This is a genomic window from Nocardioides plantarum, from assembly GCF_006346395.1.
Taxonomy (GTDB): domain Bacteria; phylum Actinomycetota; class Actinomycetes; order Propionibacteriales; family Nocardioidaceae; genus Nocardioides; species Nocardioides plantarum.
In genome coordinates this window covers 331,935-350,638 of sequence record NZ_VDMS01000005.1, presented here as the reverse complement: position 1 = coordinate 350,638, position 18,704 = coordinate 331,935, and the positions used below count along the sequence as shown (strand labels likewise).

Below are 18,704 nucleotides of genomic sequence, written 5' to 3'. Positions count from 1 at the left end.
CGGAGGTCAGGGGTCGGGCGTGGTCGAGAAGCGCACCGGGGTCGGCGCGCGCGGGCCCGCGGGCTGCAGCGGGGTGACCTGCGAGACCGGCTGTTGACGGCGTTCGGGCACCGGGACGTCGGCGGGCGGGGCCGCCCCCAGCGCCAGCACCCCCATCACGGCCGCGCCGACCGCCCCGCCGCCGAGGGCGGCGAAGCCGACGGCACCGCGCCGCGGGCGCGACCGGTTGGTCAGGTCGTCGGACAGGTCGTGGGTGGAGAAGCAGCCACCGGGCGGCATGCCGAGCAGGGCGCCCTTGAGCCGGTCGGGCGCGCACGCCGACGGACCGTCGTCGAACGACAGCGTGGACAGCCGCGTCTTGACCCACCCCTCTCGCTCGACGTCGTCGCGACAGGCGTGGCAGACGTGGACGTGCGCCCAGGCCGCGTCGGCCTCCGCGGTCGGGAGCTGACCGTCGAGGAGGTCGCTGACGCGTCGGCCGAGGTGGCCACCGTTGACCATGCTCACGGGGTGCGGCCCTCCCCGACGGTCTCGGGGGTGGGCGTGGGACCGGAGTAGCGAGCGCGACCCTCGGTCGGGGCGCGGTGGGCCAGCGCGGTGCGCAGCATCGCGCGCCCACGGTGGATGCGGGAGCGGACGGTGCCGAGCTTGGCGCCGAGGATGCCGGCGATCTCCTCGTAGGTCAGCCCCTCGACGTCGCAGAGCACCACGGCCACGCGGAAGTCGGGCGGCAGGGTGGCCAGGGCCCGCTCGACGTCGTCGTCGAAGGTGCGGTCGGCGTACGCCGCCTCGGGAGCCGGTGACGGGCTCGACAGCCGGTCGGCGCGCTCGTCGGACAGGGCGTCGAAGCGGATCCGCTGCTTGCGGCGCGCCTGGTCGAGGAACAGGTTGGTGGTGATGCGGTGCAGCCAGCCCTCGAAGGTGCCGGGCGTGTAGGACGACAGCGACCGGAACACCCGGACGAAGACCTCCTGGGTGAGGTCCTCGGCGTCGGGACGGTTGCCGGTCAGCCGGTAGGCCAGGCGGTAGACGCGGTCGGAGTGGCGCTCGACGATCTCGTCCCACGACGGAACACCGAGCTGTGGCACCTGCTGATCGCTCACGGTGGTCCTTCGGGTCTCTCGGTGCTGGGTCGGCATCGGGTCCTCGAACCGTAGAGGCGCCGACTGAGGGTTGCCTGAGCGGCGACTCCCAGTGCGGACAACGAGCGACCCCCGGCCCGTGTTCCCGGACCGGGGGTGCGGCGAGCGATAGCGTGCGATCCATGCCGAGCACGCCGAGCACGCCGACCCCTCCGATCGCCCCGACGAGCTGGGCCTTCGCCGAGACGTACGTCGCCGAGGACCACCTGTTGACCGCCGCGCGCGAGCGCGCCGCCGAGGTCGGGGTCACCGCGATCGGCAGCGGAGGTGGGGCGGCGCTGCGATTCCTCGCCTCGGTGCTCGACGCCCGGGCGGTCGTCGAGATCGGCACCGGCACCGGTGTCTCGGGTCTGTGGCTGCTGCGCGGCATGCGTCCCGACGGCGTGCTGACCACGGTGGACCTCGAGGCCGAGCACCAGCGTCTGGCGCGTCGTACGTTCACCGAGGCCGAGATCCCGGCGCAGCGCGTGCGCACCATCTCCGGCGCGGCGCTCGACGTGCTCCCCCGGCTGACCGACGCCCATTACGACATCGTCTTCGCCGACGGCGACAAGACCGAGTACTCCGCCTACCTCGCCGAGGCCCTGCGCCTGCTGCGTCCCGGCGGCGTCGTGGTCTTCGACAACGCCCTGTGGCACGACAAGGTCGCCGACCCGGCCCAGCGCGACGAGCAGACGGTCGCGGTCCGCGACCTGACCCGCGCGGTCCTCGAGCACGACGACCTGGTGCCGCTGCTGCTGCCCGTCGGCGACGGGCTGCTGATGGCGCAGCTGCAGACCGCGCGCTGACCGACGGCTCGCGCCGACCCCCCGGCCTGTCGAGACGAGGTCAGGCGCGGGCGGCCGGCTCGAAGCCGTCCCAGCCCTGGGCGACGGCGACGACCTCGGAGGCCTCGATCAGGATCGGCTCGCTGCCGATGATCTTGGTGCCGGGCGCCTCGGCGGCACCCTCGGTGAAGGTGCGCTGGAAGTCGGCGCGCGCCTGGTCGGAGACGAACACGTAGTGCCCCTCGAACCACTCGCCCGGTCGGACCCGCCACGTCTTGTAGCGCAGCCCGGCCATGCCGGTGAATCGTGCGTGCGAGGTGGTCTCGACGTAGGAGGCCAGCTCCTCCTCGACGCCGTCGGGGGCGTCGAGGAGCGACCAGCGGATGGTCAGGGACCTCACGAGGTCGCGCCGACCCCGGCCAGCGGGTCGGGCGAGCCGAGCCAGGTGAGCAGGGCCCGCGCGCCGAAGCCGGTCGGCCCGGCGGTCCACTCGTAGGAGTCGTCGGGGGCGTCGCCGACCGACGCGATGTCGAGGTGGGCCCACGGGACGTCGGCGACGAAGTGCTGCAGGAACAGCGCCGCCATGATCGCCGCAGGACCGGACGGGCCGTTGTCGGCGTCGGCGACCTTGGAGGCCAGCTTGTCCTCGTAGCCGGCGAAGAGCGGGAAGCGCCACAGCGGCTCGCCCGCGGTCTCACCCGACTCGAGCAGCGCCTCGGCGAGGACGTCGTCGGTGGCGAACAGGCCGCCGACCTGCTGACCGAGCGCGACCTTGACGCCGCCGGTCAGGGTGGCGACGTCGACGATCGCGGCGGGGCGGAGCTCGGCGACGGCGTACGCGAGGGCGTCGGCGAGCACCAGCCGGCCCTCGGCGTCGGTGTTGGTGACCTCGCTGGTGCGGCCGCCGTAGTGGCGCAGCACGTCGCCGGGGCGGGTGGCGCTGCCGGAGACGGCGTTCTCGGCGGCCGGGACGAGCCCGACGACCTTGACCGGGCAGCCGACGGCGGCCAGCGCGGCCATGGTGGCGAGGACGACGGCGCCACCGGTCATGTCGCGCTTCATCGCGACCATGCCCTGGGCGGGCTTGATGGAGATGCCGCCGGTGTCGAAGGTGATGCCCTTGCCGACGAGCACCACGGTCGGGGTGCCGCGCCGGGCCTTGGCCGGGGTGTAGTCGAGTCGGATCAGTCGCGGCGGGGACGCCGAGCCCTGGCCGACGCCGATGATGCCGCCGAAGCCCTCGTCACGCAGCTGGACGTCGTCCCACACGCGACAGGTAAGCCCGGCCTCGGCGGCCAGCAGCTCGGCCTGCTCGGCCAGCCAGGCGGGGGTCTTGAGGTTGGAGGGCACGGTGGCGAGCTGGCGCGCCCGCCAGCCGGCGCCGCCGAGGGCGACGGCCCGGTCGAGCGCAGCGCGGTCGACGACGTCGGCGGAGTCGGGCAGCCCGGCGAGCACGACCCGGGCGACGGGCACGTGCTCGGGCGGCGACGAGCGCCAGGAGAACCCGAAGGAGCCGAGCATCACGCCGACCACGAACGACTCGATGCCGTGCTCGGGGTCGAGCGCGGCGATGGTCGTGGCGACCGCCGTACGGTCGCGGGTGGCGCGGGCCACGACGGCGCCCGCGCGGCGCAGGTCGATCGGCCGGGCCTGACCGACACCGACCAGCAGCACCAGGCGCAGGTCGGCGTTGTCGGGTCCGCCGAGCGGCACGGGCACGGTGACGACGTCGCCGACCGCGCCGGTGGCGCGCGCCGCCTCGGCGATCGCGACCAGGTCGAGGTCGAGGTCGTCGGCCAGCTCTGCCGCGCCCGGGCCCAGGACGGGTGCGCCGAGCGCACCGTCGTCCTCGAGATCGCCGGGGTGCACGGGCAGGGCGATCACGTCGACGCCGGTGAGGGCGTGCAAGGGCTGGCGCGTCAGCGCGACGTCAGGCGGCGAGACCTGGCTCGGCAGGGTCGGCCCGACGGTGGAGGAGGCAGTGCCCCGGCTCACCCGACGACGTTCTTGAGGGCGTCGCCCAGGGCGCCGGCCTCCTCGGCGTTGAGCTCGACGACCAGACGGCCACCACCCTCGAGCGGCACGCGCATCACGATGCCGCGGCCTTCCTTGGTGACCTCGAGCGGACCGTCGCCGGTCCGCGGCTTCATCGCCGCCATGCGGCACCTCTTCCATGTCGTGCTCGGAGCTGGCGACCGACGTCGCCCCTCTATGTGTGCACCAGTATCCCCTATCGAGGTGGGCCTCCGCATCACTACCTTCCCGAACCGCGTTCCCGACCGGCCGCCGTACGTCGGTCGGGCAGGCCCGCACCGGGTGGCAGACTCCGCTGACATGACTGCTGTCCCGACCGATGCGCCCGTGCTCCTCGACCTCACCGACGGGGTCGCCACGATCACCCTCAACCGGCCGGACGCGATGAACAGCCTCGACATCGCGACCAAGGAGCTGCTGCTCGAGACGGTCGTCCGGGTCGCCGAGGACCCGGCCGCGCGGTGCGTCGTACTGACCGGCACCGGGCGCGCGTTCTGCACCGGCCAGGACCTCAAGGAGCACGTCCAGCTGCTCCACAACGGCGGCAGCGACCAGCTCTTCACCACCGTCGACCAGCACTACAACCCGCTCGTGACGGCGCTGGCGGGCATGGAGAAGCCCGTGATCGCCGCCGTCAACGGCGTGGCGGCCGGCGCCGGCGCGTCCCTCGCCTTTGCCTGCGACCTGCGGATCCTCGCCGACACCGCCGGCTTCAACCTGGCCTTCGCCAACGTCGCGCTCTCCTGCGACACCGGCGCCTCCTATCACCTGCCCCTCCTCGTCGGACGCTCCAAGGCGATGGAGCTCCTCTACTTCCCCCGCACCGTCAAGGCCGACGAGGCCCTCGAGCTCGGCCTCGCCACGACCGTCGTCCCCGCCGACGCGTTCGCCGCCGAGGTCACCTCCCTGGCCACCCGCCTGGCCGCCGGCCCCACCGTCGCCCTGGGCGCCATCCGCCGCTCGGTCTCCTACGCCGCCGGTGTCACCCTCGCCGAGGCCCTCGAGCTGGAGAGCGCGATGATGACCAAGACCGGCGCCACCGCCGACCACGCCGCCGCCGTCGCCGCGTTCGTGGCCAAGGAAAAGCCGGTGTTCGAGGGGCGTTGAGCCGTACGCCGTACGTCGGTCGAGGTGCGAAGGCCGCCAGGCCTGAGCCTCGAGACCCCACGCCGGTCGAGGTGCGAAGGCCGCCAGGCCTGAGCCTCGAGGCCCCACGCCGGTCGAGGTGCGAAGGCCGCCAGGCCTGAGCCTCGAGACCCCCGCAGGCGACGTGCCGGCTCCAGCGAGATTCCGTCGGATCAGCGCCTTCACAGGCGGAGGTCCCTCGGGATCGGGCTGTCCCACGAGCGGTGGCATGGCGACCGAACGCCGGCACGAGAAGGTCGCTGTCTCACCACCCTCCCCCGCCCGCGGTGACCTAGCGACCCAACCCCGACACCACACGGTCGCCAACTCACCGCCCCCCAGGGTCGTGGGCGCCGGAGCAGACCGCGCGAGACGCGGACTGCTACCCGCGCCACCGCTCGACCAGGACGACAAGAGAGCTACGGGGAGAGGACGTCACTAGAGATTGCAGGAGGCTGCGGGGGTCTCGAGGCTCGGCGCTAGCGCGCCTCACACCTCGACCGACGTGCGGGCGGGGTCTCGAGGCTCGGCCGACGTGGGTGCGACGTCAGGGCGTGACCGGCCCGAACGAGACGTCGCCACGGATCGCGCCGAAGATGCGCAGGATCCGGTCGGGGACGTTCTTCTCCATGTCGCTGCGCGAGGGGTAGGTGCCGTACTCGACGGTCAGCGCGGTGCCGTCGAAGTAGCGGTTGAACCAGCCGGTCATGGTGCCGTGACAGACGCCGCCGCAGTCGAGGTTCTGGGTGGGCAGGCGGAGGGTGGAGGCCACCTTGCGGGCGAAGGACGGGGTCTTGGTGTCGATGTCGACGCCGTAGAGCGGCTGGTGGAAGCTCAGCACGTAGTCGGGGTCGACCCGACGCAGGAACGTCATCGCGGCCTTGGTCTCGGGCTCGGAGGCCGGGCCGCTGCCGGACTCGTAGTTGCCGTCGAGGTCCTTCCAGCCGTAGGAGAAGTTGCGGTTGAGGTCGACGCCGCGGGCGTTGCGCCGGCTGCCGGCGGCGTACCCGTCGGGGTTGTAGACCGGCACGACCCACAGGTCGAGGCCCGCGACCGTCGGGCCCTTGACCAGGCCGGCGAGGGCGAGACGGGTGTCGCGCTCGTTGCCGTGCATCGTGGAGAAGAGCACGACCTTCTTCACCCCGGGCCGGTCGGGCTGGCCGAGGTGGTAGGCGACGATCGGCCGCCCGCCGACCGATCGGCCCAGGATGCGCTTCTCGAAGGCGGCCGGGTCACCGGCGGCGGACGCCGGCGCGCCCGGGGGTACGACGAGGGCGACGACGAGCAGGAGAAGGGCCAGGAACCGTACCGAGAGGGAGTGCATCAGACCGCCTTGACGAGGTAGGCATAGGTGAACACGACCACGCCGACGAGCATGCCGACGTGGCCCAGCACGGACAGACCCGGACCGGACGACCACGAGTCCTCGACCGCGGCCGAGGCGTGCCGCCCGCGGGCCGGCAGCCAGCGGGCGAGGATCAGCAGACCGGCGAGGGCCACGATCCACCACAGCACGAGACCGGCCAGGCCGAGCAGCGTGGAGGTGGACTCGGAGACCTGGTCGCTGGAGACCAGGAAGCCGATCCAGACGACCAGCGCCAGCACGCCGGCGACGCTGTGGACGCCGACCGGCACCCGCGCGATCTCGACCCGCCCCGCGCCGTCCCGGTCCCGCCGCAGCCGCAGCCGGGTCAGCACCACGACGACGGCCGCCAGCGCGGTGAGCACGTAGACGATGACCGGGGACACGAGCGGCAGTGTCTCACCCGGGAGGTACGACGCCCCCGTGGCGCTCCGGGTCGGCGTCGGCCGGTGCCGGCTCAGGATGCTTGGCGAGGGTGACCGGACGCTCGACGACCGGGTCCGCGACCGGGTCCGCGGCGGGGGGCCGCCAGGCCTGGTCCGCCTCGAGCTGCGCGGCCAGCCGCGACAGCAGCGCGTCGACCTCGGTCATCCGGTAGCCGCGGAACCCGAGCGAGAAGCGCACGCGACGCAGGTCCTGCGGACCGAGGTCGCCGTCGGCGGGGACCAGGGCGTCGGGGCGGTCGTCGTAGGCGTCGGCCATCGGGGCGCCGCGCCCGGAGGCGACCAGGGCGATGCCGCCCATGGCCAGGACCACGACGATCGCGAAGAACCAGATCATGACCCCTCCGCCTGCGCGGCCGTCATCAGCGCGACCGCCTCGTCGACGTCGTCGGTGACGACGAGCCGGTCGAGGTCGGCGGCCGAGATCTTGCCGTCGGCCAGGACGGTGTCGCGCAGCCAGCCGAGCAGGCCGGACCAGTACGCCGTACCGATGAGGACGACGGGGAACGCGGTGACCTTCTGCGTCTGCACCAGGGTCAGCGCCTCGAACAGCTCGTCGAGGGTCCCGAGCCCGCCGGGGAGGACGACGAATCCCTGGCTGTACTTGACGAACATCGTCTTGCGCACGAAGAAGTAGCGGAAGTTGATGCCGACGTCGCACCACTCGTTGAGCCCGGACTCGAAGGGCAGCTCGATGCCGAGCCCGACGCTCAGCCCCCCGGCCTCGCAGGCGCCCTTGTTGGCGGCCTCCATCGCCCCCGGTCCACCGCCGGTCATCACCGCGAAGCCGGCGTCGACGAGCTTGCGGCCGAGCTCCTCGCCCTGCGCGTACGACGGGTGGTCGGCCGGGGTGCGGGCCGAGCCGAAGACGCACACGGCGGGTCCGAGGTCGGCCAACGAGCCGAACCCCTCGACGAACTCGGCCTGGATCCGCAACACGCGCCATGGATCGGCGTGCACCCAGTCGGTCGGGCCGCGGCTGTCGAGCAGCCGCTGGTCGGTGGTGGTGCCGTCGACCTGCTCGCGCCGCTGGACCACCGGCCCCTTGTTCTTCGACCTCATGCCTCGCCTCCCAACCAGGTGCGGAGCACGCGCTCGCAGTGCTCGATCTGGGCGATCGGCACGAACTCCTCCTGCTTGTGGGCCAGCATCGGGTCACCCGGCCCGAAGTTGACCGCCGGCACGCCGAGCACGGTGAAGCGGGCGACGTCGGTCCAGCCGAACTTGGGGTTGACCTCGCCGCCGACCGCCTCGACGAACTGCCTCGCCGCGGGGCGGTCCAACCCGGGGAGCGCGCCGGGGGCGGTGTCGGTCAGGCGCACGTCGTAGCCGGCGAAGAAGTCGCGGACGAAGGCCTCGGCGTCGGCCTCGCTGCGGTCGGGGGCGAAGCGGAAGTTGACCTCGACGACGCACTCGTCGGGGATCACGTTGCCGGCCACCCCGCCGTGGATGGCCACGGCGTTGAGCCCCTCGTGATACTCGAGACCGTCGATGACCGGGCGCCGCGCCTCGTAGGCGTTGAGCCGGGCGAGCACCTCGGCCGCGCCGTGGATGGCATTGACGCCCTTCCACGAGCGGGCCGAGTGGGCGCGCTCGCCGGTGGTGCGGACCTCCACCCGCAGCGTGCCCTGGCAGCCGGCCTCGACGACCGCGTCGGAGGGCTCCATGAGGATGGCGAAGTCGGCGGCCAGCAGGTCCGGGTCGCTCTGCGAGAGCTTGTTGAGACCGTTGAACTCCGAGTCGATCTCCTCGGACTCGTAGAGCACGTAGGTCACGTCGCGATCGGGCGCGGGCACCGTCGCCGCGAGGCGCAGGATGACCGCGTCGCCGCCCTTCATGTCGCAGGTGCCGAGGCCGTGCAGCAGCCCGGTGTCGGTGTCGAGGCGACTCGGCAGGTTGTCGTTGAGGGGCACGGTGTCGAGGTGGCCGGCGATGACCACGCGCTCGGCCCTCCCGAGGTCGGTGCGGGCCACGACGGTGTTGCCCCGTCGTACGACGGTGAGGTGGGTGAGCGGGCGCAGCGCGGCCTCGACGGCATCGGCGATCGCCTGCTCGTCCTGGCTGACCGACTCGATGTCGACCAGCTGTCGGGTGAGGGTGACGGCGTCGGCGGTGAGGTCGAGTTCCACGTCGGCTAGTCAACCAGCACCCTCGTCGTCCGGTGCCCCAGGGATTGGGCCGCCCCCATGCAGCCCCCGCCCGAAACCGTGTTGCGTGGAGGTCGGCTCCGTACCAAGGATCAGCGGGTGTTCTCCCCCGCCGTCCTCACCCACTGGGTCCCCGCCACCGCCGACGTCCACGGCGACCCTCACGACGACCGGCTGCGCGTGGTCGTCGACGACACGCTCCCCGACAACCGGTCGGTGATGCTGCTCGAGCTCGTCACCGGTGGCGGCTGCCTGAGCCTGACCCCCCAGCGCGCGACGCAGTCCGGCCTGGTGGCCGGTGCGCTCGTCGACCCCGACGACGTACGCCGGGCGCTCGGCGCGGCCGGGGTCGCGCTGCACGATCCCGACCACCTCCTCTACCTCCCGCTCGAGGAGCAGGCGGTGCTGCTCGACGAGAGTCCTCCCTCCGGCACGCGCCAGCTCGACGCGGGCGACGAGGGCGACGGGGCGGCGTTCGCCGGCTTCACCGCCGCGGCCCCGCCGGCCGACCTCGACGAGGCGTTCGTCGAGCTCGACCACTGGCTGGTCGTCGGCACGTTCGTCGACGACCGGCTCGTCTCGGTCGCCAGCGCCTACCCGTGGGCCGGCACGACCCTGGCCGATGTCGGCGTGCTCACCCTGCCCGACCACCAGGGCCGCGGGCTCGCCCGGCGGACAGTCCGGGCCCTGAGCGGCCGCGCCCTCGCCGCCGGCCACGAGCCGCAGTACCGCTGCCAGCTCGACAACGCGCCGTCCGTGGCCCTGGCCCGCGCGGCGGGTTTCGCGCCGCTGGCCACGTGGCAGGTCGTCGACGTCGACGACTGAGCCGACCGCGTCACTCGGGCGGGAACACGCAGAACTCGTTGCCCTCGGGATCGGCGAGCACGGTCCAGTCCGGCTGGTCCCCGACGTACGACGCCCCGCGCGCGAGCAGCTCGTCGACGCGTCCGACGACGTCCCAGTGCAGCCGGTTGGGCTGGGTCCGCGGCTCGGGCACCGTGTTGAAGTCGAGGGTCATCCGGTCGTCGGCCGCGACCCCGGCGAGGGTCCACCAGTCACCCCCGTCGACCTCGTGGACCGGGTCGACGCCGAAGAGGTCGCCCCACCAGCGGGCCTGGGCGGCGGGGTCGACGCAGTCGACCCCGATGCCGTGCAGGCGGTAGGCGGGCAGGGCCTCGGGAGTGCGCACGAACGCGCAGAACTCGTTGTCCTCCGGGTCGGCCATCACCGTCCAGCCGAGCCCGGTCTCCGCGGCCGGCGCGAGCACCCGCGCGCCCAGCGCGACGAGCTCCTCGACCGAGCCGCAGTCGATGTCGAGGTGGGTGCGGTTCTTGACCACGTGGGGGCGGTCGACCGGGTTGACCCACAACGTGTGGCCCGGCGTCGGTCCGGCCAGGCGCGCCGGCGGAGCCGGGTCGGCGACGCTCAGCCCGCTCGCCGCCGACCAGAACCGTGCCTGGGCGTCCACGTCGAGGGCGTCGAGGCACAGGTCCTGCCAGGTCACGAGGCTCATCGCGCCAGTGAAGCAGGAGTTGCGGACGACTTCGGGTGGTGAGCCGGGTATCCAGGGCCCCCTGTCCTGCGATTGTCCTGCGATCTGGGGGTCGATCCCTCATGCCCCGGCCCCCCACCCGGTCCGACGCTGGAGACACCGGGCCGCACCGGAGCAGCCCCTCCCCCGAAGGAACGTCATGAACCGCAGTGTCCGCCTCCTCCCCGCCCTCGTCCTGGCCGCGGCCGTCGTCCTGCTGTCGGTGGTCGGCTCGGCCACCGCCGCGCCGCTGATCACCGGCAGCCAGATCAAGGACAGCACGATCACCAGCATCGACATCAAGAACGGCAGCCTGACCCTCGCCGACGTCCGCACGCAGTCGCGCACCTCGGTCGTCGCGGCCTCCGCCGACAGCGGCGTCACCCTCGCGTCGTGCTCCGACACGGGACTGGCCGACTGCCCCGCCGTCCGCACGGTCAACGTGGTGCCCGGCTCGCAGCTCGTCACCGCGAGCGGCACGATCGACAACCTCGTCGCCGCGGCGCCCTCGATCACCAACCGCTGCGGCCTGGTGCAGGGCGGCGTCGTCCTGGCCGAGGCGCGCTTCACCCTCGCCGGCAACGGTGCCAGCGGCGAGAACGCCCAGTTCACGCTGCAGCAGGTCATCACCGTCCCGGACGCCGCCCAGCCCGTCTCGCTGCGCTGCACCGAGATGCCCGGCGAGAGCCTGCAGCTCGAGACCGCCGACCTCACCTCGGTCCGCACCGGCCTGACGCCGACCCGTCGCCCGTGGGCGACGGGTGGCCGCGGATCCGACGCTGACCCGTCGCCCATGGGCGACGGGTCAGCGTGGTGTCAGGCCTTGGTGACGGCGATCGTGGCGGTCTCGCCGTCGGCCAGGTCGACGGCGGCGGCGCCGTCGAGGCTGGCAGGGCCGTCCTCGCCCACGGCGTACGACGTCGCCAGGGTCTCGGCGGCGATCAGGTCCTGGTGGGCCCGGGCGGCGGCCAGCACGGCCGCGGAGCCGCCCACGACCAGAGCGATCCGGTCGGACACGTCGAGACCGGCGTCGCGACGGGCCTGCTGGACCGCACGCACCAGGTCGCGGGCCAGGCCCTCGGCGGCGAGCTCCGGGGTGACCGCGGTGTCGAGGACCACGAACCCGCCGCCGGGCAGCACGCCGACGGCCGCGTCGAGGTCGCTCGACCCCGCGACGGTCTCGAGCGCGTACTCCCCCTCGACCAGCGCCAGCCCGCCCGCGGTCACGGTGCCGTCGTCGGCCACCGACCAGTTGCCGGACTTGGAGCCCTTGATGGCGACCTGGACCTCACGACCCAGCCGCGGCCCCGCGGCCCGCGCGTTGACGGTGAGCTTCTGCTCGACGCCGTACGCCGCCGCCTCGTCGCTGTCGGCGGCGAGCAGGCGCACCGCCTTGACGTTGACCTCGTCGGCCACCAGGTCGACCAGGGACCCGAACCCCTGCAGGGACTCGGGATCGGCGATGACGACCGTCAGGGTCGACAGCGGCAGCCGGTTGCGCAGCGACGACGCCTTGCGCAGCGCGGACGCCGCCGAGCAGACCTCGCGCACGAGGTCCATCGAGGCGACCAGGTCGTCGTCGGCGGGCAGCTCGTCGAGGGTCGGCCAGTCGGTCAGGTGCACGGACCGGCCACCGGTCAGGCCCTGCCAGACCTCCTCGGTCGTCAGCGGCAGCAGGGGCGCGGTGACGCGGCAGACGACCTCGAGCACCGTGTGCAGGGTGGCGAAGGCGTCGGCGTCCTCGTCGAAGAAGCGACCGCGCGAACGCCGGATGTACCAGTTGGTCAGCACGTCGAGGAACGACCGGGTGGCGTCGCAGGCCTCGGCGACGGCGTAGTCGTCGAAGGCGACGGTGACCTGCTCGACGTACTGGCGGGCCTTGGCGAGCACGTAGCGGTCGAGCGGGTGCGACGAGTCGCTCGACCCGGCCACCTCGACGCCTCGGCCGCCGTCGGCGGCGTTGGCGTAGAGCTGCAGGAAGTACCAGCTGTTCCAGAGCGGGATCATCACCTGGCGCACCGAGTCGCGGATGCCCTGCTCGGTCACGACGAGGTTGCCGCCGCGCAGGATCGGGCTCGACATCAGGAACCAGCGCATCGCGTCGGCGCCGTCGCGGTCGAAGACCTCGCTGACGTCGGGGTAGTTGCGCAGCGACTTCGACATCTTCAGACCGTCGGAGCCGAGCACGATGCCGTGGCTGATGCAGTTCTGGAAGGCCGGCTTGTCGAAGATGCCCGAGGACAGGATGTGCAGCGTGTAGAACCAGCCGCGGGTCTGCCCGATGTACTCGACGATGAAGTCGGCGGGGAAGTGCCCGTCGCCGTCCGCACCGTCGAACCACTCCTGGTTCTCGAACGGGTAGTGCACCTGGGCGTAGGGCATCGACCCGGAGTCGAACCACACGTCGAGCACGTCGGCGACGCGGCGCATCGTCGAGCGCTCCCCCTCAGGACGCGGGTCGTCGGGGTTGGGCCGGGTCAGGTCGTCGACGTAGGGGCGGTGCAGGTCGGGCTCGCCGTCGCGGTTGGTCGGCACCCTCCCGAAGTCGCGCTCGATCTCGGCGAAGCTGCCGTAGACGTCGACCCGGGGGTACGCCGCGTCGTCGCTCACCCAGACCGGCACAGGACTGCCCCAGAAGCGGTTGCGGGTGATCGACCAGTCGCGGGCGTTCTCGAGCCACTTGCCGAACTGGCCGTCCTGGATGTGGTCGGGGACCCAGTTGATCTGCTGGTTGAGCTCGACCATCCGGTCCTTGAACGCCGTCACCTCGACGAACCACGACGAGACGCCCTTGTAGATCAAGGGCTCGCGGCAGCGCCAGCAGTGCGGGTAGGAGTGGTCGTAGGTCTCGCGGCGCAGCAGCACCGTGCCGGGGCTGACCGCGGCCGCGGCCTCACCGCGGGTCGCGGCCTTGAGATCGTCGATGATCTGCAGGTTGGCGTCGAAGACGAGCAGGCCGGCGTAGTCGTCGACGGGGTGGGTGAACTTGCCGTCCTTGCCCACCGGCATCACCGGCTCGATGCCCTCGCGGTCGGTGACCTCCTTGTCGACCTCACCGAACGCGCCGGCGGTGTGCACCAGGCCGACACCGTCGGTGGTCGTCACCGCGTCGTCGGCCGCGACGACCCGGAAGGCGTTGGCGTGGTCGGCGTAGTAGGTGAACGGCGGCACGTAGGTGCTGCCGACCAGGTCGGCACCGGTGTGGCGGGCCACGACCGAGAAGTCGGTGGTCGAGCCTGTCGAGACCCCCAGCTCGCGCGCGTACGACGCCAGGCGCGCCTCCGCGATCAGGTAGCGAGCAGTGCTCTCGGTTCCGGGGACCGGCGCCTCGACGACCACGTAGTCGATCTCGGAGCCGACCATGATCGCCAGGTTGGACGGCAGGGTCCACGGGGTCGTGGTCCACACCAGCGCCAGCGCGCCCTCGGCCGGGCCGCTGGTCAGCCGCAGCCCCACGGTGACGGCGGGGTCCTGCCGGTTCTGGTAGACGTCGTCGTCCATGCGCAGCTCGTGGTTGGACAGCGGCGTCTCGTCGTTCCAGCAGTAGGGCAGCACCCGGAAGCCCTCGTAGATCAGGCCCTTGTCGTGCAGCTGCTTGAACGCCCAGATGACCGACTCCATGTAGTCGGAGTTCATGGTGCGGTAGTCGTTGTCGAAGTCGACCCAGCGGGCCTGGCGGGTGACGTAGTCACGCCACTCGCCGGTGTACTTCATCACCGACTCGCGACAGAGCTCGTTGAACCGCTCGATGCCGAGCTCGAGGATCTCGTCGGTGGTCTTGATGCCGGCCAGGCGCATCGCCTCGAGCTCGGCGGGCAGGCCGTGGGTGTCCCAGCCGAAGCGGCGCTCGACCCGGCGCCCGCGCATGGTCTGGTAGCGCGGGACGACGTCCTTGACGTAGCCGGTGAGCAGGTGGCCGTAGTGGGGCAGGCCGTTGGCGAACGGCGGGCCGTCGTAGAAGACGAACTCGTTGCTGCCGTCGACGCCGGCCTCGCGGGCCTCGACGCTGGCCTGGAAGGTGCCGTCCTGCTGCCAGAACTCGAGCACCCGCTTCTCGATGTCGGGGAACCGCGGGTTGGACGGGACGCGCCGGTCGGGATCGTTGCGGGGGTAGGTCATCGGGGCTCCTGCGGTCGGTACGTCGTCAGCTCGTGTCTCACGAGGACGACCCCCTCGTCGGGGACCGCGGTACCACCTCGGTTGCCCGTCTCACGACGGACCGCTTCGTTGGGGCTCCGGTTCTAGTGAGGCCACCGCCGGCGTGCGGTACCCGTTCTTCCGGAAGGCTCGCCGCTGATGACGGCTCGGACGCCTGTGGCCCCCAGGCTACGGGCACCGGATGCTCGGGGACCAATCAGATCCGGGTCGGACCCGTGCGGCCTTAGCGTCGCCTTGACCATTGCTTGGCGCGGGCATGAGGGGCGTGGTCGCACGCTGACGGCGTACTGAGACACCCACGAGCGTCACGGAGACCCCGATGAACCCCCGCCCCGCCCTGCTCGCCCTCGTCACCGCCCCGCTGGCCCTGGCCCTCGTGGCCTGCGGTGGTGACTCCGACGACGACGGGGCCGCCCCGGCGGCCTCGACCTCGGACTCGTCCGCCGCGACGAGCCCGTCCTCCGCTCCCTCGTCCGCCCCGTCCTCCGCGCCCTCGTCCGCCCCCTCGTCATCGGCGCCCTCGACCGCGTCGGGCGCCACCGGTGACGACGCGCTCCTCGCGGCCGCACGCACCGGTCTCGGGGCCGTCGACGGCACCGTGTTCACCGTCGACCGCGACAACGGCGGCTGGGACGTCACCGTGGTGGCGTCCGACGGCACCGAGTCGGACCTCACGACCAGCGCCGACGGGGCCTCGGTGACCCGCGGCCCGGTCGTCGACCGCGACGACGCCGACGACACCTCCGACGCCGCCGAGCGCCGGCGGCTGCTGGCCGACGCGACGGTGACCTACGAGGACGCCCTGGCCACGGCCCGTGACGAGGTCCCCGCCACCACGATCGACGGCGTCGACCTCGACCTCGACAACGGCCGCGCGGTCTGGGACGTCCAGCTGGGCGAGGACACCGCCGACGAGCAGACGGTCGTCGTCGACGCCGCGACCGGCGACGTGGTCCGCGTCGAGCGCGACGACTGAGCGCCGGGGCGGGCCACTCCCCCCGCTCAGGGCTGCTGCTTGAGCAGGTGCAGGAGCCAGTCCCGCCCGGTGTCGATCAGCGCGTAGCGACGCGTGCCCTGCTGGCCGTGCAGGTCGAACACGAACCGCCGGTCGGTGCGGTCGACCAGCGACCAGGTGCCGTGGTCGGCGATCGACTTGTGCTCGTCGACGTACGTCGCGTGGTCGAGGTCGTGGTCGGCGACGGCCACCGCGAGCCGGTCGTGGGCGCTGTCGGTCGGCAGTCCCTTGGGCACCGCCCAGGAATGCAGCACCCCGCCCTCCTCGAGCCTCAGGTCGAAGTGAGGGCGCGGCTTGCGGTGGTCGTGCAGCACGAAGACCGGGTCGCCCATGCCTCCCATCGTCCCCGAATCCGGTTGCCGCGCGGCAGCAGCGCTGCGAGGGTCGCGCCGTGACCGACGCACTGACTCCCCCACCCGGCCTGTGGGTCCACCCCGACGTCGACCCGAGGCACGACGGCGACCCGGTGCTGCGCGGCGAGCGGTCCGTGGTGCTCGACTACCTGCGCGCCTACCGGCTGACCTTCGAGATGAAGCTCGAGGGCCTCGACGCCGAGCAGCTGGCCCGCCGGTCGGTCCCGCCCTCGACGCTGTCGTTGCTCGGGCTGCTGCGCCACCTCGCCAAGGTGGAGCACTCGTGGGCCCGGCGCGTGGTCGAGGGACGGCCCGAGCTCGACCGGCTCTACCGCACCGAGGCCGAGCCCGACCTCGACTTCGACGGCGCGGTCGGCGATCCGGCCGTCGTGGAGGACGCGTGGACCTCGTGGCGCCGCGAGGTCGCCCACGCCGAGGCGCTGTACGCCGACGTCGACCTCGACCGGCTGTGCCCGCACCCCGACGGCGAGCTCGAGGCGCGCGACGTCCTGGTGCACCTGGTCGAGGAGTACGCCCGCCACTGCGGGCACGCCGACCTGCTCCGCGAGTGCATCGACGGGCGCACGGGCCAGTAGCCGCCCGACCGCGTCCCTCGCCCCGGGGTCAGCGGACCGGGGTGACCGTGTACTTGACCTTCTTGACGTAGTCGCCGGTGCGCACGGTGATCACGAAGTAGCCGGTGTAGCGCGAGGTGTACTTCAGCGAGATCGAGCCCTTGCGCTGGTAGCCCGGCTTGATCGTCCCGACAGCGGGGTTGAAGCGGTAGGACAGGCCCGTCGCGGTGACCTTGAGACGGGTGTTGGTCGCGGTGGCCACCGTGTCGGAGCTGTTGGCGATGGCGATCGGGACGGTCGTGAAGGACCGCGAGCTGATCCGGCGGTTGCTGACCCGGATGGACAGGATCGGGGTCTGCCGGAACAGGACCGACGGACCGGCGAGGTCGTCGTACAGCGGCGGGGTGAAGGTGGCGTCAGCCGCGGACTGCACGAACGCGCAGTTCCAGGCCGCGGACTTGGCCGCGGGGAACCGGAACGGCCGCACCCTGATCGAGGAGCCCCGGTAGACGGGGTTGTCCTGCGAGTCGGTGTCGGTGGAGGTGAGGGCGACGTTGCTGCCGGCGGCGGAGATGCAGGTCGTGCCGGTGGAGTTGACCTTGCCGAAGGCGAGCAGCAGCGTGGCCGGCGTCGACGCGTCGGGGGCGGCCCGGAGCTTGACGGCGGCCTCCATGACGCCGCCGTGCGCACGGTAGAAGCGCAACCTGGCGCTGCTCAGCTGCTGGGCCGCAGCACCGGTGGCCGTGACGGTGTGCTGCGTCAGGTCGGCACGACCGCCGCCGACGGGCCAGGTCGTCCGCGCCGCGGTCTGCCTCACGGGCACGAACGCCGTCGACGAGACCGCCGTGTCGCGGATGACGACGCCGCTCGCCGCGCCGGGGGCGGGCTGCGGCGAGCGGCCGGTGTCGGTGGCGGCGGTGTTGGTCGAGGCGGCGGTGGCGGAGCCCGCCGTGAGCGGGACGAGCGTGGCGGCGACGACGAGCGCGGTGCTGGTCGCCAGCAGGCGGAGGGCGCGGGACATGCCGGCTCCCTCCCCGGTCGAGCGAGCACCGAAACCGGCTCTCACTAGAGTGTGCCGACGTGAGCGACCTGAGCAGCGACACCCGTCCCGGACCCGCCGCCGGCCATGGCCTGGTGACCCTCGACGCCGACGGCGTCGTGCTGGACGCCTGGTTCCCCGAGCCGCTCCTGGCCGCCGACGCCGGCCCCGTGCCCGAGGGGCTCGACGCACTCGCGGTGCCCGACGACGTACGCCGAGTGACCCGGGAGGTGCGCCGGGTCGAGATCGCCGACCTCGCGGCGCCGCCGGCCTCCACCGAGGACGCCTGGCTGCGCCTGCACCTGCTGTCCCACCGGCTGGTCCGCCCGCACGGCCTGTCGCTCGAGGGCGTCTTCGGCCTCCTCACCAACGTCGTGTGGACCTCCGCCGGACCGTGCGCCGTCGCGGGCTTCGAGCTGACCCGCGCCCGGCTGCGGGCCTCCGGCGCCCACGTCACGGTCTTCGGGGTGGACAAGTTCCCGCGGATGGTCGACTACGTCGTCCCGTCCGGTGTGCGCATCGGCGACGCCGACCGGGTCCGCCTCGGCGCCCACCTGGCCGAGGGCACCACCGTCATGCACGAGGGCTTCGTCAACTTCAACGCCGGCACCCTGGGCGCCTCGATGGTCGAGGGCCGCATCTCCGGCGGCGTCGTGGTCGGTGACGGCTCCGACGTCGGAGGTGGCGCCTCGATCATGGGCACCCTGTCCGGCGGCGGCACCCAGGTGATCTCGATCGGCGAGCGCTGCCTGCTCGGCGCCAACGCCGGCATCGGCATCTCCCTCGGCGACGACTGCGTGGTCGAGGCCGGCTGCTACGTCACCGCTGGCACCAAGGTCACCATCCGTGACCGCGACGACAAGCCCGCCGTGGTCAAGGCGCTCGAGCTGTCCGGGCTCGACAACGTGCTGTTCCGGCGCAACTCCGTGTCGGGGACGATCGAGGCCGTGCCGTGGAAGGGCACCGGCATCGCCCTCAACGAGGCGCTGCACGCCAACGGCTGAGCCGGCAT

Annotated in this window: 21 protein-coding genes; 6 read left to right on the top strand and 15 right to left on the bottom strand. The window is 72.7% G+C overall.

Annotated features, from left to right (window positions below):
• Nucleotides 1-6 precede the first annotated feature (6 nt).
• Nucleotides 7-507, bottom strand: a complete 501-nt coding sequence (locus tag FJQ56_RS20330) for a hypothetical protein (RefSeq protein ID WP_140011451.1) — start codon at nt 505-507, stop codon at nt 7-9.
• Nucleotides 504-1,139 carry an RNA polymerase sigma factor SigE gene (gene sigE / locus FJQ56_RS20325; RefSeq protein ID WP_140011450.1) on the bottom strand — a complete coding sequence of 212 codons (636 nt, stop codon included), beginning with the start codon at nt 1,137-1,139 and terminating at the stop codon, nt 504-506. The genes FJQ56_RS20330 and sigE overlap by 4 nt, the downstream gene beginning before the upstream one ends.
• A gap of 125 nt (nt 1,140-1,264) precedes the next feature.
• On the opposite strand from sigE, the gene FJQ56_RS20320 reads away from it, so the two are divergent.
• Nucleotides 1,265-1,930 (top strand): O-methyltransferase, encoded by a 666-nt coding sequence (locus FJQ56_RS20320; RefSeq protein ID WP_140011449.1) that lies wholly within the window; start codon nt 1,265-1,267, stop codon nt 1,928-1,930.
• A gap of 40 nt (nt 1,931-1,970) precedes the next feature.
• On the opposite strand, the gene FJQ56_RS20315 is transcribed toward FJQ56_RS20320, so the two are convergent.
• Genes FJQ56_RS20315 through FJQ56_RS20305 form a run of 3 tightly spaced genes read right to left on the bottom strand, consistent with a single transcriptional unit; the run spans nt 1,971 to nt 4,068 of the window.
• A complete protein-coding gene (locus FJQ56_RS20315) occupies nt 1,971-2,309 on the bottom strand; it encodes a hypothetical protein (RefSeq protein ID WP_140011448.1) in 339 nt (112 codons plus the stop codon).
• On the bottom strand, nt 2,306-3,904 hold the full coding sequence (locus FJQ56_RS20310; RefSeq protein WP_246084279.1) for a leucyl aminopeptidase family protein: 1,599 nt from the start codon (nt 3,902-3,904) through the stop codon (nt 2,306-2,308). Before FJQ56_RS20310 ends, FJQ56_RS20315 begins: the two co-directional genes overlap by 4 nt.
• Nucleotides 3,901-4,068: a DUF3117 domain-containing protein gene (locus FJQ56_RS20305; protein ID WP_091024313.1), complete on the bottom strand. Its 168-nt coding sequence runs from the start codon at nt 4,066-4,068 to the stop codon at nt 3,901-3,903. Before FJQ56_RS20305 ends, FJQ56_RS20310 begins: the two co-directional genes overlap by 4 nt.
• Before the next feature lie 175 nt (nt 4,069-4,243).
• Between FJQ56_RS20305 and FJQ56_RS20300 the strand changes: the two genes are divergently transcribed.
• Nucleotides 4,244-5,050, top strand: a complete 807-nt coding sequence (locus FJQ56_RS20300) for an enoyl-CoA hydratase/isomerase family protein (protein ID WP_140011447.1) — start codon at nt 4,244-4,246, stop codon at nt 5,048-5,050.
• 565 nt (nt 5,051-5,615) lie between these two features.
• Here FJQ56_RS20300 and FJQ56_RS20295 read toward each other — a convergent pair.
• Genes FJQ56_RS20295 through dapE form a run of 5 tightly spaced genes read right to left on the bottom strand, consistent with a single transcriptional unit; the run spans nt 5,616 to nt 9,003 of the window.
• On the bottom strand, nt 5,616-6,392 hold the full coding sequence (locus FJQ56_RS20295; protein ID WP_140011446.1) for a M14 family zinc carboxypeptidase: 777 nt from the start codon (nt 6,390-6,392) through the stop codon (nt 5,616-5,618).
• The gene (locus FJQ56_RS20290) at nt 6,392-6,817 is read right to left on the bottom strand and encodes a hypothetical protein (protein WP_140011445.1); all 426 of its coding nucleotides are present in this window, start codon (nt 6,815-6,817) and stop codon (nt 6,392-6,394) included. Before FJQ56_RS20290 ends, FJQ56_RS20295 begins: the two co-directional genes overlap by 1 nt.
• Before the next feature lie 13 nt (nt 6,818-6,830).
• Nucleotides 6,831-7,211, bottom strand: a complete 381-nt coding sequence (locus FJQ56_RS20285) for a DivIVA domain-containing protein (protein ID WP_246084278.1) — start codon at nt 7,209-7,211, stop codon at nt 6,831-6,833.
• Nucleotides 7,208-7,936 (bottom strand): LOG family protein, encoded by a 729-nt coding sequence (locus tag FJQ56_RS20280; RefSeq protein ID WP_140011444.1) that lies wholly within the window; start codon nt 7,934-7,936, stop codon nt 7,208-7,210. Before FJQ56_RS20280 ends, FJQ56_RS20285 begins: the two co-directional genes overlap by 4 nt.
• Nucleotides 7,933-9,003: a succinyl-diaminopimelate desuccinylase gene (gene dapE / locus FJQ56_RS20275; protein ID WP_140011443.1), complete on the bottom strand. Its 1,071-nt coding sequence runs from the start codon at nt 9,001-9,003 to the stop codon at nt 7,933-7,935. The genes FJQ56_RS20280 and dapE overlap by 4 nt, the downstream gene beginning before the upstream one ends.
• A gap of 117 nt (nt 9,004-9,120) precedes the next feature.
• Between dapE and FJQ56_RS20270 the strand changes: the two genes are divergently transcribed.
• Entirely contained in the window at nt 9,121-9,846 is a 726-nt protein-coding gene (locus FJQ56_RS20270) for a GNAT family N-acetyltransferase (protein WP_211351279.1), read from the top strand.
• A gap of 10 nt (nt 9,847-9,856) precedes the next feature.
• Here FJQ56_RS20270 and FJQ56_RS20265 read toward each other — a convergent pair whose 3' ends face one another.
• The 3 genes from FJQ56_RS20265 to ileS form a co-directional block, all read right to left on the bottom strand.
• Entirely contained in the window at nt 9,857-10,534 is a 678-nt protein-coding gene (locus FJQ56_RS20265) for a VOC family protein (protein WP_140011442.1), read from the bottom strand.
• 99 nt (nt 10,535-10,633) lie between these two features.
• Nucleotides 10,634-11,032 carry a hypothetical protein gene (locus tag FJQ56_RS20260; protein WP_140011441.1) on the bottom strand — a complete coding sequence of 133 codons (399 nt, stop codon included), beginning with the start codon at nt 11,030-11,032 and terminating at the stop codon, nt 10,634-10,636.
• 336 nt (nt 11,033-11,368) lie between these two features.
• The gene (ileS, locus tag FJQ56_RS20255; RefSeq protein WP_140011440.1) at nt 11,369-14,671 is read right to left on the bottom strand and encodes an isoleucine--tRNA ligase; all 3,303 of its coding nucleotides are present in this window, start codon (nt 14,669-14,671) and stop codon (nt 11,369-11,371) included.
• Between the two features lie 358 nt (nt 14,672-15,029).
• On the opposite strand from ileS, the gene FJQ56_RS20250 reads away from it, so the two are divergent.
• Nucleotides 15,030-15,686, top strand: coding sequence for a PepSY domain-containing protein (locus FJQ56_RS20250; RefSeq protein WP_140011439.1), 657 nt, complete (start codon nt 15,030-15,032; stop codon nt 15,684-15,686).
• A 26-nt stretch (nt 15,687-15,712) separates the two neighbouring features.
• On the opposite strand, the gene FJQ56_RS20245 is transcribed toward FJQ56_RS20250, so the two are convergent.
• On the bottom strand, nt 15,713-16,057 hold the full coding sequence (locus tag FJQ56_RS20245) for a DNA polymerase ligase N-terminal domain-containing protein (RefSeq protein WP_140011438.1): 345 nt from the start codon (nt 16,055-16,057) through the stop codon (nt 15,713-15,715).
• Between the two features lie 59 nt (nt 16,058-16,116).
• On the opposite strand from FJQ56_RS20245, the gene FJQ56_RS20240 reads away from it, so the two are divergent.
• Nucleotides 16,117-16,674 (top strand): DinB family protein, encoded by a 558-nt coding sequence (locus FJQ56_RS20240; RefSeq protein ID WP_246084277.1) that lies wholly within the window; start codon nt 16,117-16,119, stop codon nt 16,672-16,674.
• A gap of 28 nt (nt 16,675-16,702) precedes the next feature.
• Here FJQ56_RS20240 and FJQ56_RS20235 read toward each other — a convergent pair whose 3' ends face one another.
• Nucleotides 16,703-17,674 carry a hypothetical protein gene (locus FJQ56_RS20235; protein ID WP_140011437.1) on the bottom strand — a complete coding sequence of 324 codons (972 nt, stop codon included), beginning with the start codon at nt 17,672-17,674 and terminating at the stop codon, nt 16,703-16,705.
• 68 nt (nt 17,675-17,742) lie between these two features.
• Here FJQ56_RS20235 and dapD point away from each other — a divergent pair, with 68 nt between their 5' ends.
• Complete coding sequence (dapD, locus tag FJQ56_RS20230; RefSeq protein ID WP_211351315.1) at nt 17,743-18,696, top strand: 2,3,4,5-tetrahydropyridine-2,6-dicarboxylate N-succinyltransferase; 954 nt, start codon at nt 17,743-17,745, stop codon at nt 18,694-18,696.
• The last annotated feature ends 8 nt before the right edge of the window (nt 18,697-18,704 follow it).